Origin of the sequence: Limosilactobacillus sp., from assembly GCF_040772465.1 — a bacterium.
Taxonomy (GTDB): domain Bacteria; phylum Bacillota; class Bacilli; order Lactobacillales; family Lactobacillaceae; genus Limosilactobacillus.
The window spans coordinates 1-15,477 of the sequence record NZ_JAXGYB010000008.1 but is presented as its reverse complement, the minus strand read 5'-3'; the positions used below and the strand labels follow the sequence as shown (position 1 = coordinate 15,477).

Annotated in this window: 13 protein-coding genes; all 13 read left to right on the top strand. The window is 47.6% G+C overall.

The annotated features are described in order from the left end of the window. Positions 1-88: 88 nt before the first annotated feature. Positions 89-535, top strand: coding sequence for a 50S ribosomal protein L13 (gene rplM, locus AB3114_RS07725; RefSeq protein WP_367342681.1), 447 nt, complete (start codon positions 89-91; stop codon positions 533-535). 15 nt (positions 536-550) lie between these two features. Further along, the gene (gene rpsI, locus AB3114_RS07720; RefSeq protein WP_367342680.1) at positions 551-946 is read left to right on the top strand and encodes a 30S ribosomal protein S9; all 396 of its coding nucleotides are present in this window, start codon (positions 551-553) and stop codon (positions 944-946) included. Between the two features lie 198 nt (positions 947-1,144). Further along, positions 1,145-1,771 carry a glycoside hydrolase family 73 protein gene (locus tag AB3114_RS07715; protein ID WP_367342679.1) on the top strand — a complete coding sequence of 209 codons (627 nt, stop codon included), beginning with the start codon at positions 1,145-1,147 and terminating at the stop codon, positions 1,769-1,771. A gap of 10 nt (positions 1,772-1,781) precedes the next feature. Then, positions 1,782-2,363, top strand: a complete 582-nt coding sequence (locus tag AB3114_RS07710) for a xanthine phosphoribosyltransferase (protein ID WP_367342678.1) — start codon at positions 1,782-1,784, stop codon at positions 2,361-2,363. Beyond that, complete coding sequence (locus AB3114_RS07705) at positions 2,363-3,613, top strand: ATP-grasp domain-containing protein (protein WP_367342677.1); 1,251 nt, start codon at positions 2,363-2,365, stop codon at positions 3,611-3,613. Before AB3114_RS07710 ends, AB3114_RS07705 begins: the two co-directional genes overlap by 1 nt. 161 nt (positions 3,614-3,774) lie before the next feature. Beyond that, a complete protein-coding gene (gene pcrA, locus AB3114_RS07700; protein ID WP_367342676.1) occupies positions 3,775-6,075 on the top strand; it encodes a DNA helicase PcrA in 2,301 nt (766 codons plus the stop codon). A gap of 15 nt (positions 6,076-6,090) precedes the next feature. After that, positions 6,091-8,145, top strand: coding sequence for an NAD-dependent DNA ligase LigA (gene ligA, locus AB3114_RS07695; protein WP_367342675.1), 2,055 nt, complete (start codon positions 6,091-6,093; stop codon positions 8,143-8,145). A 3-nt stretch (positions 8,146-8,148) separates the two neighbouring features. Next, complete coding sequence (locus AB3114_RS07690) at positions 8,149-9,264, top strand: CamS family sex pheromone protein (protein WP_367342674.1); 1,116 nt, start codon at positions 8,149-8,151, stop codon at positions 9,262-9,264. Positions 9,265-9,379: 115 nt separating this feature from the next. Beyond that, on the top strand, positions 9,380-9,697 hold the full coding sequence (gatC, locus tag AB3114_RS07685) for an Asp-tRNA(Asn)/Glu-tRNA(Gln) amidotransferase subunit GatC (protein ID WP_367342673.1): 318 nt from the start codon (positions 9,380-9,382) through the stop codon (positions 9,695-9,697). Next, on the top strand, positions 9,697-11,166 hold the full coding sequence (gatA, locus tag AB3114_RS07680; protein ID WP_367342672.1) for an Asp-tRNA(Asn)/Glu-tRNA(Gln) amidotransferase subunit GatA: 1,470 nt from the start codon (positions 9,697-9,699) through the stop codon (positions 11,164-11,166). Before gatC ends, gatA begins: the two co-directional genes overlap by 1 nt. Position 11,167: 1 nt before the next feature. Beyond that, positions 11,168-12,595, top strand: a complete 1,428-nt coding sequence (gatB, locus tag AB3114_RS07675; RefSeq protein ID WP_367342671.1) for an Asp-tRNA(Asn)/Glu-tRNA(Gln) amidotransferase subunit GatB — start codon at positions 11,168-11,170, stop codon at positions 12,593-12,595. Positions 12,596-12,626: 31 nt separating this feature from the next. Further along, entirely contained in the window at positions 12,627-13,634 is a 1,008-nt protein-coding gene (locus tag AB3114_RS07670; RefSeq protein ID WP_367342670.1) for a diacylglycerol kinase, read from the top strand. A gap of 63 nt (positions 13,635-13,697) precedes the next feature. Continuing rightward, positions 13,698-15,074 carry a 23S rRNA (uracil(1939)-C(5))-methyltransferase RlmD gene (rlmD, locus tag AB3114_RS07665; protein WP_367342669.1) on the top strand — a complete coding sequence of 459 codons (1,377 nt, stop codon included), beginning with the start codon at positions 13,698-13,700 and terminating at the stop codon, positions 15,072-15,074. Positions 15,075-15,477: the final 403 nt, after the last annotated feature.

The window sequence follows — 15,477 nt, the reverse complement described above, 5'->3', positions numbered from 1 at the left end:
TAAACTAGTGATTGGTATTCTTTGACCACTGATAAGCCCCGGAACCTTATTTGGTTGTTAAAGAAGACAAAAATTGGAGGAACTAATCGTGAGAACGACATACATGGCAAAACCAGGTGAAGTTGACCGCAAATGGTACGTTGTTGATGCCAAGGGTGTTTCCCTCGGTCGTCTGGCAGCTGCTGTTGCCAAGATTCTTCGTGGCAAGAACAAGCCAACCTACACCCCTCACGTTGACACTGGTGACTTTGTCATCATCATCAACGCTGCTGAAGTTAAATTAACTGGTAACAAGCTGACTGGTAAGAAGTACTACCGTCACACGCCAAACCAACCAGGTGGCTTCCACGAACGGACTGCTGCTGAATTCTTGGCTAAGCAACCAACAAAGATGGTTGAAATGGCTGTGAAGGGCATGCTGCCACATACTCCACTGGGCCGTAAGATGGGCATGAAGTTGCACGTTTACGCCGGTGCAGAACACGACAACGCAGCACAAAAGCCTGAAAAGCTTGACATCACGAAATTAATCTAACGAGGAGGGGAAAATATGGCTCAACAAGTACAATACAGCGGCACTGGCCGTCGTAAGGATTCAACTGCTCGGGTACGTTTGGTACCAGGCTCTGGCAAGATTACGATGAATGGTAAGGCAATCGAAGACTACATTCCATTTGCCAACCTTCGTGCAATCGTTAACCAACCATTTGATGTTACCAAGACTGATGGCCAGTATGACGTACTGGTTAACGTCAATGGGGGTGGCTTTGCTGGCCAAGCTGGTGCAACTCGTCACGGCATTGCTCGTGCATTGCTCGCAGCTGACCCTGACTTCCGTGACGCCCTGAAGAAGGCTGGCCTTCTGACTCGTGACCCTCGTATGAAGGAACGTAAGAAGCCAGGTCTGCGGAAGGCTCGTAAGGCTCGTCAATTCAGTAAGCGTTAATCTTTTTGCCGGATTAAAGCTTTTGAATTGCTGGCAAGATTTTGCCAACCAACAATTAAAACAAACAGGTTGTGGGTAATTCCACAGCCTGTTTTATTTTACCAAATTTACAATTCTGTGGATTGTTTGCTACCGTCATGTTGAGTTAAAATAATATAGTAAAACTTTCTTTTTGACAGATATTTATGGAGGCAATTGGTGGCAAAGTCGAGAAAGAGAAAAAAGCGCGTGCGTAAAAACACGAATCGTGGTCGTAAATGGCTGGTTGTTCTCTTGATGGCGGTCTTACTATTTTTGGTGGTTTATATTGGTCACCAGATTTACCAACATTATCAAGAACAGCAGATCATTGAAAAGCGAGATAATTCCCGACAATTATTCATTAAAGAAATTGCGCCAGAAGCTCAGGCTATGCAAAATCGTTACCACGTATTAGCTTCGATCACAATTGCCCAGGCCATCTTAGAGTCAGATTGGGGGAGCAGCAAGTTAGCTGCCAATTACCATAATCTGTTTGGTATTAAAGGGTCAGGACCGAATTCCCAGGAATTGTCTACTAAAGAATATGTCAATGGCAAATGGATCGTTATTACTGATCGTTTTAAAGTATATCCTTCATGGGATGCTTCCATTCGTGACCATACGCAATTGATGGTCAACGGAACGGATAGCAATGCCAATAACTATTCGGCAGTTACCAATGCCACTGACTACCGAACAGCGGCCAGGGCGCTCCAGCAAGCTGGCTACGCGACTGACCCGGATTATGCCAGCAAACTCATCAGTGTTATTCAAACTTACCAGCTGAATAAGTATGATCAATAGGAGGCTTATCATGCGTGAATTAGTTGATCTCATCAAAAAATCAGGCAAGGTTTTACCAGGTAACGTCTTAAAAGTCGATAGCTTTCTGAACCATCAAGTTAATCCGGTGCTGATGCAGCATTGTGGCGAAGAATTAGCGCGACGTTTCAAAGACTCCGGTGTTACGCGTGTTTGGACGGTAGAATCATCTGGGATTGCCCCCGCACTGATGACTGCTTTAGCACTCGGCGTTCCAATGATTTTTGCGCGGAAGCACAAGAGCTTAACTTTGACTGATGATCTCTATACGGCTGATGTTTATTCGTACACGAAACGTGTCACTAATCATATTTCGATTGCCAAGCGTTTTGTACAGTCAGATGATAAAATCTTATTGGTCGATGATTTTCTGGCTAATGGTCAGGCGGTCAGCGGGATGATGGAAATCGCTAAGCAGGCTGGCGTTCAAGTTGTTGGTGCGGGAATTGTCATTGAAAAGAGCTTCCAACCCGGTGGTCATAATTTACGCAAGGCTGGGGTGCGTGTTGAATCACTAGCAAAGGTGAAATCGTTAGCAGATGGTAAAGTAAGCTTTGAGGAGGAGAAAGCATAATGTCTGTGGAAAAACCAATTTATCCAGGTGCAACTTTAGGATTAATCGGAATTGATTTTAATGGGTCTGCTTTAATCTCGGCATGTAAACAAGCCGGTTATAACGTCGGCGTTTATGTCGACCGGCCGATGCCCTCGGTAACTCACCAGGCTGACTTTACCATCGTCGCTAATTACCGGGAAAAGGCTAAGCTGCACGAATTTGGTGAAAACGTCGATGCTGTGATCTACGCTACTACCCAGGTCGATGCCATTGTTTTAAAGTACCTATCTAAGTTCACCAACGTTCCCCAAGGCGTTAACGCCCTAGAAATCGTCCAGGACCGGTTGATGGAACGTGCTTTTCTGGATCAGATCAACGTCAACGTTGCGCCGTACGTTACCGTCATTAGCCTAGATGATGTTTACCAGTCGATCGATTCCATCGGTTATCCGGCATTGTTGAAACCTATCCAACGCGGATTAGGTGAACGTTCGATGCGGATTAACCGGCAGACTGATATTTCACGGGCAGCCGACTTCATCGATGCCGGCACCTACTTGTTGGAATCTTGGATCGACCACACCAATGAGTACACGATGGTGGCTGCTACTGATGGTGATAAAGTCATTACCTATCCACTAGCAGAGCTCGTGCTGGATGACCAGCGCAAGTTAATTGAGGTCAAGACACCGGCTGATGTGGACGATGACATGCTGAAAGAAATGCAGCGGATCATGCACAGTGTGGCTTCAGCACTGCAGTACCGCGGTGTTTTTAGCGTCAATTTCTACGTTACTGATACTGGCAACCTCTACGTCAAAGGATTACAGCCAGGTTTATCAGCCATTGCCAACGTCTTTGATAAGACGGCAAATGTCAGCCAATATGATCAATTGTTGCGGACAGTTGTCGGGATGCCGATGCACCAAATCAATCACTTACAACCGGCCTTGATGATGGTAGTGCGTAAAGCCCAGGAAGACGCCATTCATCGCCAGTGGCTACTGAAAGACAACTGGCAGTACCGTTTTATGATGGACGTGAAAAACCATCCAACTGCTCTTCTCGGCTTTGTCTGGATCACGGGGATGGATAGTGTTAAAGCACTTCAAAACCAAGCAGACGATACCGAAGTATGGAGCAAGGAGTTGCCGACTGAAAATGGTGGCGAAACCCTGACGGGTGATCCACGGATTGATGTACCAGATGGTTCGCCACAAAATGATAAGCCAACTGATCAGCCATCATCAGATGAAGATCAACACTAATTTAAAATGAAATAGACTAGCAGGGGGCGTGGTTTGGAAGCTGCATTGAACTTCCATCACGCTCCCTGTTACTGCTTGCTAAGACAAAAGATTTTTCATGTTGGGAAAGCATATTAATTTGTTATAATCAGGGCTGACTGAATAAAAAAGGAGAATTGACCGTGAGTAGTGCAGATTTACTCAAAGGACTAAATGATAAACAAGTAGAAGCCGTTAAAACCACTGAGGGACCGCTACTTGTCTTGGCTGGTGCTGGTTCAGGAAAGACTCGTGTTTTGACGCACCGGGTTGCTTACTTAATTGAAGAAAAGGAAGTTAACCCCTGGAATATTTTGGCGATCACCTTTACCAACAAAGCCGCTACTGAAATGCGTGAGCGGGTAGGTAAACTGCTGGGTGAAAACGCCCGTGATATTTGGGTTTCAACTTTCCACGCCCTTTGTGTCAGAATTTTACGGCGTGATATCGATAAGTTGGGTTATAACCGTGCCTTTACCATTGCCGATGCAGGAGAGCAGCGAACACTGGTCAAACAGATTTGTGCTGAACTCAACATTGATACCAAACGCTTCGACCCGCGTAGCATTCTGAGTGCCATCTCTAATGCGAAGAACGCCATGGAGACACCACGGGATTACGCAGCGCACGCAACTGGCCTCAAGAAGGAAATGATTAGCAAAGTCTATTCCAATTACCAGCACCAACTGGAAGCTAACCAGGCCCTCGACTTCGATGACTTGATCATGAAGACAATCCAGCTGTTCGAGCAGGATCCGGATACCCTAGACTTTTACCAACGTAAATTCCAGTATATCCATGTTGACGAATACCAAGACACCAACGATGCCCAGTATCAGTTAGTTCACATGCTGGCTGATACGCCACACCATAACCTTTGTGTAGTGGGGGATGCTGACCAATCAATTTACGGTTGGCGGGGTGCTAATATCCAAAACATTCGCAACTTCGAAAAGGATTATAAAGACGCGCACGTGGTTTTGCTAGAGCAAAACTACCGTTCTACGCAGACAATTTTGGATGCGGCTAACGAGGTGATCGTTAACAACGTTGACCGGAAGAAGAAAAATCTGTGGACTGACAATGGCAAGGGTGAAAAGATCACCTATTACCGGGCACAAAACGAACATGATGAAGCCCAATACGTAGTTGCCCAAATCCGCCAGCAGATGCACGATCATGATTTACATTACCAAGACTTTGCCATTTTGTACCGGACTAACGCCCAGTCGCGTGCGATCGAAGATACTTTTCTGAAATCAAGCGTTCCCTACCAAATGGTCGGTGGCCACAAGTTCTATGACCGGAAAGAAATTCGCGATGTCTTAGCCTACCTGACCCTGATCGTGAACCCTGCTGATTCGATGAGCTTCCAGCGGGTTGTCAACGAACCCAAACGTGGTATTGGCCTGAAGACCATTGACCATCTCCGGGAATTTGCTAATGATAATAACTATTCAATGCTCCAGGCTGCCATTAATGTAGATACTGCCAACAACGTTAGCGCAGCTGCTAAACGGCATCTAGGATCTTTTGCCCAGTTGATCACCGACTTGCAAAAACAAGCTGATTACCTATCCGTGACGGATCTGACTAAACAAGTTCTCGAACGCAGTGGCTATAACAAAGCACTGAAGGATAATGATAACCTGGAAAACCAAACGCGGCGGGAAAACCTGGACGAATTCCTTTCCGTTACCCAGGAATACGACAATCAGCACGAAAATGATGATGAAGATGTTCTGAATGATGAAGAAGGTCGGGGGATGACCAAGCTGACCGATTTCTTGGCTCAATTAGCTCTGGTGTCTGACCAAGATGATGTTGAGGAAAATGATCCCGCTGTCACTTTGATGACCATCCACGCGGCCAAGGGTTTGGAATTCCCGATTGTCTTCATGATTGGAATGGAAGAAGGTATTTTCCCGCTTTCTCGTGCCCTGATGGAAGAAGACCAATTGGAAGAAGAACGGCGACTGGCATATGTCGGGATTACCCGTGCCAAGAAGAAGTTGTACCTGACTAATGCTTACAGTCGGATGCTCTATGGTCGTGTGCAACGTAATCAGCCGTCACGCTTTGTGGAAGAAATCGATGATTCCTTACTAGACTTTGAAAATGGGGTTAAACAGCAAGCCGACTTTATGCGGACACCATTTGACAAACAAGCCGCTACCGCGACGACTTATCGTGAACGTCAAGCGCGTCGGCAAACTGGCAACCACCATAGTCAACACACGGTTGCTAAAGCAGCTGGCAGTAATGGTGCTGAAAAAGTCACATGGAAGACAGGCGACAAGGTATCCCACAAGAAGTGGGGTCAAGGAACGGTTGTTGCGGTTGCCGGCAGTGGGAAGAACATGGAGCTCGATATCGCCTTTCCACAGCAAGGTGTCAAAAAGTTGCTAGCAGAATTTGCACCAATTCAAAAAGTCAACGAATAAACAGGAGGCATAGCGATGGCAGAACCAAAAGCAGTCGATCAGTTGACTTTAGCAGAGGCCAAAAAGGAAATTACGCCACTTCGGCAGCAGATTGCCAAGTGGGGACGGGAATACTACGAACAGGATAACCCGAGTGTCGAAGACTTTGTTTACGACCGGGCGTACCAGCGTCTGGTTCAAATGGAACAACGTTTTCCATCTTTGGTTACTCCTGATTCTCCGACGCAGCGAGTCGGTGGTCAGACTAGTGGTTCCTTGCCCAAAGTGAATCATGAGATTCCGATGCTATCGATGGGTGATGTCTTTTCAGTCGATGAACTGATGGATTTTAACAAACGGCAGCAGGATAATGACGAGATGGATGCCAATGATCCCGAGTACAACTTGGAACTAAAGATCGACGGACTGTCACTCTCGGTGGTTTACGAAAACGGAAAATTAGTTCAGGCCTCGACCCGGGGGAACGGTGAAATTGGTGAAGACGTTACCCGCAATGTCAAATTGATTAAAGACGTTCCCCAGACGCTACCGGAGCCATTGTCTTTGGAATTTCGTGGTGAATGTTATATGCCGAAAGAGGCTTTTGCCAAGCTGAACGCCAAGCGTGAAGAAAATGGCGAGACCATCTTTGCTAATCCCCGCAATGCGGCGGCGGGGAGCCTGCGTCAGCTGGATCCGCGCATCACTGGACGTCGTCAGCTAGCCACTTTTATGTATTACGTGCCTGAATGGCGTAAGTTGGGCGTCACAACGCAGGCGGAGTCCCTGCAACGGATGCGCGACTTAGGATTTGTTGTTAACCCGACTAACCGGGTGGTGCACAGTAAAGCCGATATCCAGCAATACATCCAGGAATATACGGCTAAACGTGACCAATTGCCATACGGGATTGACGGTATCGTTGAAAAGGTCAACGACCTGGCTACCCAGGATGCTTTGGGAGCGACCGTTAAAGTGCCAAGGTGGGAAATTGCATACAAGTTCCCGCCAGAAGAACAGGCCACGGTCGTTCACGACATTGAGTGGACGGTTGGCCGGACGGGCAATGTGACGCCAACGGCAGTGATGGATCCGGTTCAATTAGCCGGAACGACGGTCAGCCGTGCTTCGCTGCATAATCCTGATTACCTTCAAGATAAGGACATCCGCATTGGCGACACCGTCTACCTTCATAAAGCTGGCGATATTATCCCCGAAATTTCCCGGGTAGATAAGGATAAGCGACCGGCCGATAGTCAACCCTACGTCATTCCTGACAAGTGCCCCGTTTGCGGTTCCGACCTAGTCCACCTCGACGGGGAAGTTGCCCTTCGTTGTATCAATCCGATGTGCCCCGCCCAGATCAAGGAAGGCTTAGCCCACTTTGCATCCCGAAATGCGATGAACATCGACGGTTTAGGGCCGAAGATCGTCAATCAACTGTGGAGCAAGCACCTAATTCATGATTTTGCGGATTTATACCAACTGACTCGTGACCAATTATTAACTTTAGATAAATTTGGGGACAAATCAGCCACAAACTTATTGACATCGATTGATAATAGTCGTCATAATTCTGTAGAACGCTTATTGTTTGGACTTGGTATCCGCCACGTTGGCGCAAAAGCTGCTCAATTACTGGCTGAGCATTTTGGTTCAATGGATCAATTGATGGCGGCCAGTGCAGAAGAAATTTCGGCAGTGAATAACATTGGCCCGACGATCGGTGATAGTGTTGCCACTTACTTTGCTAATAGTGAAGTGGAAGAGCTGATCAACAAGTTCAAACAGGTCGGTGTGAACATGGATTATCTGGGGCAGAGTCCTGAAGAAGTGACTGCCGCCCAAGCAGATAGCCCGTGGAATGGTCGTCGGGTAGTACTAACTGGTACTTTATCTAAGATGACCCGTCACCAGGCAACGGACTGGTTAACATCCCATGGTGCCAAGGTTACTGGCAGTGTTTCAAAAAAGACGGACCTGCTGATTGCGGGTGATAAAGCCGGTAGTAAGCTCACTAAGGCCCAAAATCTCGGCATAACAATCTGGGATGAAGAAAAGTTTTCCCGGGAAATAGAGGAGGAACAGTAAATCGTGAAATGGAAAAAGATTGCACTTGCGGTGGCCGCACTGGCTTGTACCGTGAGCTTAAGTGCGTGTGGTTTCCATCACAAGAGTAGCAGTAGTAGTAGTTACACCACGACTGGCAACAGCGGTCGTAATTACCAAGGTGTGATTGAGCATGGCCATTACAAGGTCAGCAAGTCACGTGGTGTCAATGCCAGCCAGAATGACAACCAGTATAACTTGAAGAGCTTCGAGAGTGGTTTGCTCGATGTCTCTAAGCGGGTCTTTTCTACTAAGAGTTACATCTTCCAAGAAGGACAAAAGCTTAATAGTTCGACAACTGAACACTGGCTTGAACGGAAAACTTCCAGTAACCCAAGTGGTTTGAACCCGGCCAGGGGGTCATCCTCTAACCCTAACCCTACGTATATCCAGCAAATTGAAGAACAGGATTACATGAAGCAAAACGGTAATTCATTGTCTCTGCGTGGGATGACCATCGGGATCGGTGTGAACTCTGTTTATTACTACAAGAAAAAGACTGACGGTCCACAATACTCGAAAAACATTAGTAATGCTGATGTAAAACGCGAAGGTGAAATTGCGGCGGCCAAGGTATTGAAACGGATGCGGCAAAAGAAGGGATGCAAGAACATTCCGATTGTCATTGCTTTGTACAAGCAGGCGCCAAATGACAGTTTGGTCGGTGGCAACTTCTTCGAATACACCCGGGCTAGTGGCAACAGCATTGGGACCTGGCACACCATCAATGAAAAGACGACTGTGATGCCGAAGTCTAGTTCAACGAACTCAACTAACAGTGCTGACGAAAGCGACAGTGACAACTTCTCGAACTTCAAGAGTCAAGTTCAGAGCTTCTTCCCGAACATCAGTGGTGTGACGGCCCAGGCTAAGTACCAAAACGGTAACTTGGCAGGGATGCACATTACCGTTACGACGCAGTTCTACAGTGAAACTGAAATTCAAAGCTTCTCACAGTACATTGCCCAGGCTGCTAACCGTTACCTGCCACACGGGATTCCGATTGATATTCGGATCCAGGCTGACTCGGAGATGCAGGCACTGGTCTTCAGAAACTCTGGTTCCAGCAAGTTCCAGACGCATGTCTTAACATCCTATTAAAATGATTGAGGTTGGTAAAATCACTTTGCCAACCTCTTTCTATTGCTTTTAACGGTCTCCAGTTCTGTGTTAAAATATTAAAGCATACGTAATTAAAACGGAAGAGGGTTCTACAATGGCAAACCAACTCGATGAGCAAGCGGTTGAACACGTTGCATCACTTGCCAAACTTGAGTTTGATAAAAAAGAGTTGTCCACCATTACTGGACAGCTAGGTAACATTATGGACATGTTCTCTGAATTACAGTCCAAGGATGTAAAAGACGTTGAACCAATGATTAGTCCATCTGATATGGATACGGTCTTACGTGACGACAAGGCCGAGCATATCAGCAAAGACGAACGTCAGGCTATTTTGGATAACGCACCTGATACCGAAAACGGTCTGATCAAGGTTCCAGCGATCATCGACGAAAGCGAGGACGGCGAATAATGAACTTCTACGACACTAACCTGACCCAGGTTCACCACGACCTGGTTAATAAGAAGATCAGCGTCACCGAGCTGACCAAGGAGACCTTCAAAAATATCAAGGCCCACGAAAAAGATCTGAAGGCTTACCTGCGTCTTAATGAAGACGAGGCTTTGAAGGACGCCGCTGCCTTAGACGAAAAGGGCGTTCCCGTTGATGACCTTATTGCCGGCATGCCACTGGCAGTTAAGGACAACATCTTGACTAAGGGACTCACCACGACGGCTGCTTCCAAGATTTTGGAAAACTTCAACCCAGTTTATGACGCCACGGTTATTGAAAAGCTGAAGAAACATCACTTCATCGACGTCGGTAAGACGAACCTCGATGAATTTGCGATGGGTTCTTCAACCGAAAACTCCGCCTTCCAGACGACCAGCAACCCATGGGATCTCACCCGTGTACCTGGTGGTTCTTCGGGTGGTTCTGCTGCTTCAGTTGCTGCTGGTGAAGTCCTGGGTGCTTTAGGTACTGATACCGGTGGTTCTATCCGGATGCCTGCCTCATTCAACGGCATTGTCGGCATGAAGCCAACTTACGGCCGGGTTTCCCGTTGGGGGATCATTGCCTTTGCTTCTAGTTTTGACCAAGTTGGTTGGTTGACCCAGAACGTCAAGGACAACGCCACGCTGATGAGCATGATCTGTGGTCAGGACAAGCACGATATGACCACTTCTGACCGTGAAGTACCTGACTTTGCCGTTGAATTAAACGACAGCGCCAGCGTCAAGGGCCTCAAGATCGCCGTGCCAAAGGAATACATGAGTGACGACATCGACGAAGGCGTTCGCCAAGTGATCAAAAATGCCATCGAACACTTCGAATCACTCGGTGCAACGGTTGATGAAGTTTCTATGCCAAACACCAAGTATGGTGTCCCTGCTTATTACATCTTGGCACCATCCGAAGCATCATCTAACCTCCAGCGTTACGATGGGATTCGTTACGGCTTCCGTGCTAAGGACGTTAAGAACCTGGATGACGTTTACGTTAAGTCACGTTCTGAAGGCTTTGGGGCTGAAGTTAAGCGCCGGATTATGTTAGGCACCTTCTCACTTTCTGCTGGTTCTTACGACGCTTACTTCCTGCAAGCCGCTAAGATTCGTCGCCTGATGACTAATGACTTCATCAACGTCTTCAAGAACTATGACTTAATCATCGGCCCAACTGGTGCCCACCCGGCATTCAAGATCGGTTCCGAAACTGAAGACCCACGTAAGATGTACATGAACGATATTTTGACCGTGCCGGTTAACATGGCTGGTGTTCCGGCAATGTCTGTTCCTGCTGGCTTCAGCGACGGCCTGCCAGTTGGTCTGCAGATCATCGGGAAGATGTTCGATGAAAAGACGGTTTACAAGGCAGGTTATGTCTTCGAACAGACAACCGACTTCCACAAGCAACACCCGCAGTTAGGAGGTCAGAACTAAGATGAATTTTGAAACTACGATTGGGCTTGAAGTCCACGTTGAATTAAAGACTAATTCCAAGATCTACAGTCCAGCTGCCGTTGAATACGGTGATCAAGCCAACACCAACATCAACGTTATCGACTGGGGTTATCCTGGGACTTTACCAACCCTGAACAAGGGAGTAGTTCGTGATGGGATTATGGCTACGCTGGCTCTTCACGGTCACGTTCGTCATCACATGCACTTTGACCGGAAAAACTACTTCTACCCAGACAACCCGAAGGCTTACCAAATCACCCAGAAGGATACGCCAATTGGCTATGATGGCTGGATTGAAATTGAAGTCGACGGTAAGAAGAAAAAGGTCGGCATTGAAGAACTCCACATTGAAGAAGATGCCGGGAAGAACACGCACAGTCCGAACGGCTTTTCATACGTCGACCTCAACCGTCAAGGAACCCCTCTGATTGAAATCGTTTCTAAGCCGGAAATGTCTTCTCCTGAAGAAGCCGTTGCTTACCTGGAAGCACTGCGTCAACGGATCCAATTTACCGGGATTTCTGACGTGAAGATGGAAGAAGGGTCAATGCGTTGTGACGTTAACATTTCCGTGCGTCCATACGGCAGCGACCAGCTCGGTGTTCGTTCAGAAATCAAGAACCTGAACTCCTTCAACTTCGTTAAGCGGACTCTTGAATACGAAATCAAGCGTCACCAACGCGTCTTGATGAGTGGCGGTCAGATTGCCCAGGAAACCCGTCGTTTCGTCGAAGCTACTGGTGAAACGGCTTCAATGCGGAGCAAGGAAGGTAGCGATGACTACCGTTACTTCCCAGAACCAGACTTGCCAACCCTAACCGTCAGCGACGACTGGGTTAAGGAAGTTGATTCAGAGATGCCTGAAATGCCAGGTGTTCGTCGTGATCGTTACGTCAACAAGCTTGGCTTATCCGACTACGATGCCAAGGTTCTGACCCAAACGAAGGAAATGTCCGACTTCTTTGACGAAACTGTCAAGGACGGCGGGGATCCGAAGCGGGTTGCTAACTACCTGATGAACGACGTTAACTCCTACCTGAACGACAACCACATCGACTTGCCTGACACTAAGCTGACCCCAGCTAACCTGGCAGGGATGCTGAAGTTGATTCAGGATGGCACCATTTCTACTAAGATGGCCAAGAAGGTCTTCAAGGGCATCTTGGATGGTGAAGATCCTGCCGAATACGCCAAGGCTCATGGCCTGATTCAGCTGTCTGACCCGGCTAAACTGCAACCGATCGTTGACGATATTCTGGATAACAACCAGCAGTCAATTGATGACTACAAGAATGGTAAGAAGCGGGCCGTCGGCTTCCTGATGGGGCAAGTTATGAAGGCTACCCGCGGGAAGGCCAACCCAGGTGTTGCTAACAAGCTTTTGATGAAGTCTTTGAATGCTCGCTAAGCAACTGTGCTAGCGAAAGTGGAGGATAACAATGCGAAAACGAGCACGAATCATTTATAATCCAACTTCCGGTCGGGAAACGATGCGTCAGCACTTAGTTGACATTTTGCCAATTTACGAACAAGCCGGCTACGAAACTAGTGCCTTCGCCACAACGGCGGCACCCAATTCTGCTAAGAATGAAGCACGGCGGGCTGCCGAGGAAGGCTTTGACCTGATCGTGGCTGCTGGTGGTGACGGAACGCTGAACGAAGTGGTTAACGGGATTGCACCGCTGAAGCACCGACCAACGATGGCCATTATCCCGGCGGGAACGACGAACGATTATGCTCGTGCCCTACGGATTCCGCGTGACGATCCGATCGCGGCTGCTCGGTTAATTCTACACAAAAATAAGCAATTCAAGATCGACATCGGCCAAGCTGGTGACAACTACTTCATGAACATCGCTGCCGGGGGGACGCTGACGGAATTAACTTACGATGTTCCCTCAGACATGAAATCACTCTTTGGCTATCTTGCCTACCTGGAAAAGGGTGCAGAGCTGCTGCCAAAGATCAAGCCGGTTCAAGCCCATATTAAATATGATGACCAAGAATACACCGGCAAGGTTTCCACGATTTTCCTGGCTCTTACTAATTCTGTCGGTGGCTTTGAACAGATTGTTCCTGATGCCGCTCTGGACGACGGCAATTTTACCATGATTGTCGTGAAGGAGAGCTCCTTGACGGGTATGTTACAGCTGATGGCAAAAGCGTTGCGCGGAACGCACCGTGGTGATCCGCGGATTATCTACACTAAGGCTAAGGACGTTGAAATTACGCCACTGAACAAGGAAGATCGGCTGATGATCAACCTCGATGGTGAATACGGTGGGGATGCCCCGATGAAATTCCATGATATGAAACAACACCTTAACGTCATTGCCAATGTCGACGCAATTCCTGATGACGCCTTTACGGACTTGTCGCCAGACATGAAACGTGCCGAAGACGACTTCGTACGTGGTGTCAAAGAATTGCCAAAAGAGGACAAATAATTTAAAAGACGGTCGTAGCGAAGGGATTTCGTCGCGACCGTTCTTTCTTTAGGAGAGAAGATAATGGCTAAATTAAATTTGCCAGTACACAAAAATCAACAATTAACTGGAAAAGTCGTCGACCTGACCTACCAGGGCAATGGGGTTGTCAAAGTCGACCACTACCCGATCTTTATTCCCAATGCTTTGTCGGGTGAAGAGATTTCTTATGTCGTCACCAAGACCCAACGTAATTTTGCCTGGGGCCGGGTTGTCGACTGGCAGACTAAAAGCCCGGACCGGGTGTCATTAAAAGACAAGCGACTCTTACAAACGGGCATTGCACCACTGGGTCACTTGTCGTACCCGGCGCAGTTAAAGTTTAAGCAGCATCAGATCGCTGAATTGGTGGCCAAGGCTCATTTGAACATCGAAGTGTTACCGACGCTGGGGATGGACAAGCCATACCACTACCGCAACAAGGCGCAGGTACCGGTCAAGATGGTGAAGGGTCAACTGGAAACCGGTTTTTACCGGCGAGGCAGTCACCACTTGGTACCAATTGAAGACTACTACATCCAAGACCCTAAGCTGGACCAAGCGATCATTGTTGTGCGGGGCTTACTGCGCAAGTTCCACGTTCAACCATACGATGAGCAAACCGGCAAAGGTGTCATTCGGACAGTGATGGTTCGCCGTGGCTACTATAGCCATGAAATGATGGTCGTTTTAGTAACCCGTACCAAGCATTTGCCAATGAAGGATGAGATCGTCAAAGGGATTGTTGCTGGTGTGCCGGAATTGAAAAGTCTTGTGCAAAATATCAATGGGGCGCGCACCAATCGTCTACTGGGTAGTACTGACCACACATTGTGGGGCGATCCGGTCATTCATGACCAGTTGTTGGGAATCAACTTCACGATTTCGCCGCGATCATTCTACCAAGTCAACCCGCAACAGACTGAAAAACTATATTCTAAAGCCATTGAAGCAGCTGACTTAGACGGTAGTCAGACGGTGATTGACGCCTACTGTGGAATCGGAACGATTTCACTGGCGGTGGCAAAACACGCTAAGCAGGTCGAGGGTGTCGAAGTAGTTGCCGAGGCGGTTAACGATGCTAAGCACAACGCGAAGGCTAACGGAATTCACAATGCTCACTTTGTGACGGCCAAAGCTGAAGACCAGATGGCCAAGTGGCAGCAGAAGGGTCTCAAGCCCGACGTACTGATTGTCGACCCGCCACGTAAAGGTTTGGATGCCAGCCTGATTGAGGCAGCCGGCAAGATGGCCCCACAGAAGGTCGTTTACGTGTCTTGCAATCCAGCCACTCTGGTTCGGGATATTCAGCGTTGGCAGGTTGAAGGTTACCACGTTGCCAAACCGATCCAGCCCGTCGATATGTTCCCGCAGACGACGCATGTTGAGAGTGTTACTGTCCTTGAACGCACAGAAAAATAGCCGACAAACCGCGTTATAATGGCATTTATAGATGATTGAAAGTGTACTTTTTCCCTTCTGAACTATTGGAATTAGTACACTTTTTCTATTTGAAGCTGGCGGGTCGAGTGTTCTATGTCCTATTTCGATAGTCGAGTAGACGAAGGTCCAGTTTGGCAGGTCGTGTCGATTAGGGTAGTGGAAGTAGAGGTGAGCCTTGATATGGTAGCGTTTGTGGTATGTACGAATCGGTCAGTTTGGTACTAAGGATTGAGTTAACAAAAATAATATTGAATTTATGCTAATTCGGTTAGAATATCGAAAATTCGCAGGAGAGTTGTATACTCGACGTATATGACAAAAATTATTCTTTTTAAGTGGTAGATTGTAAAATTTAAGTTGAACATATTAGTGGACAGAAAAA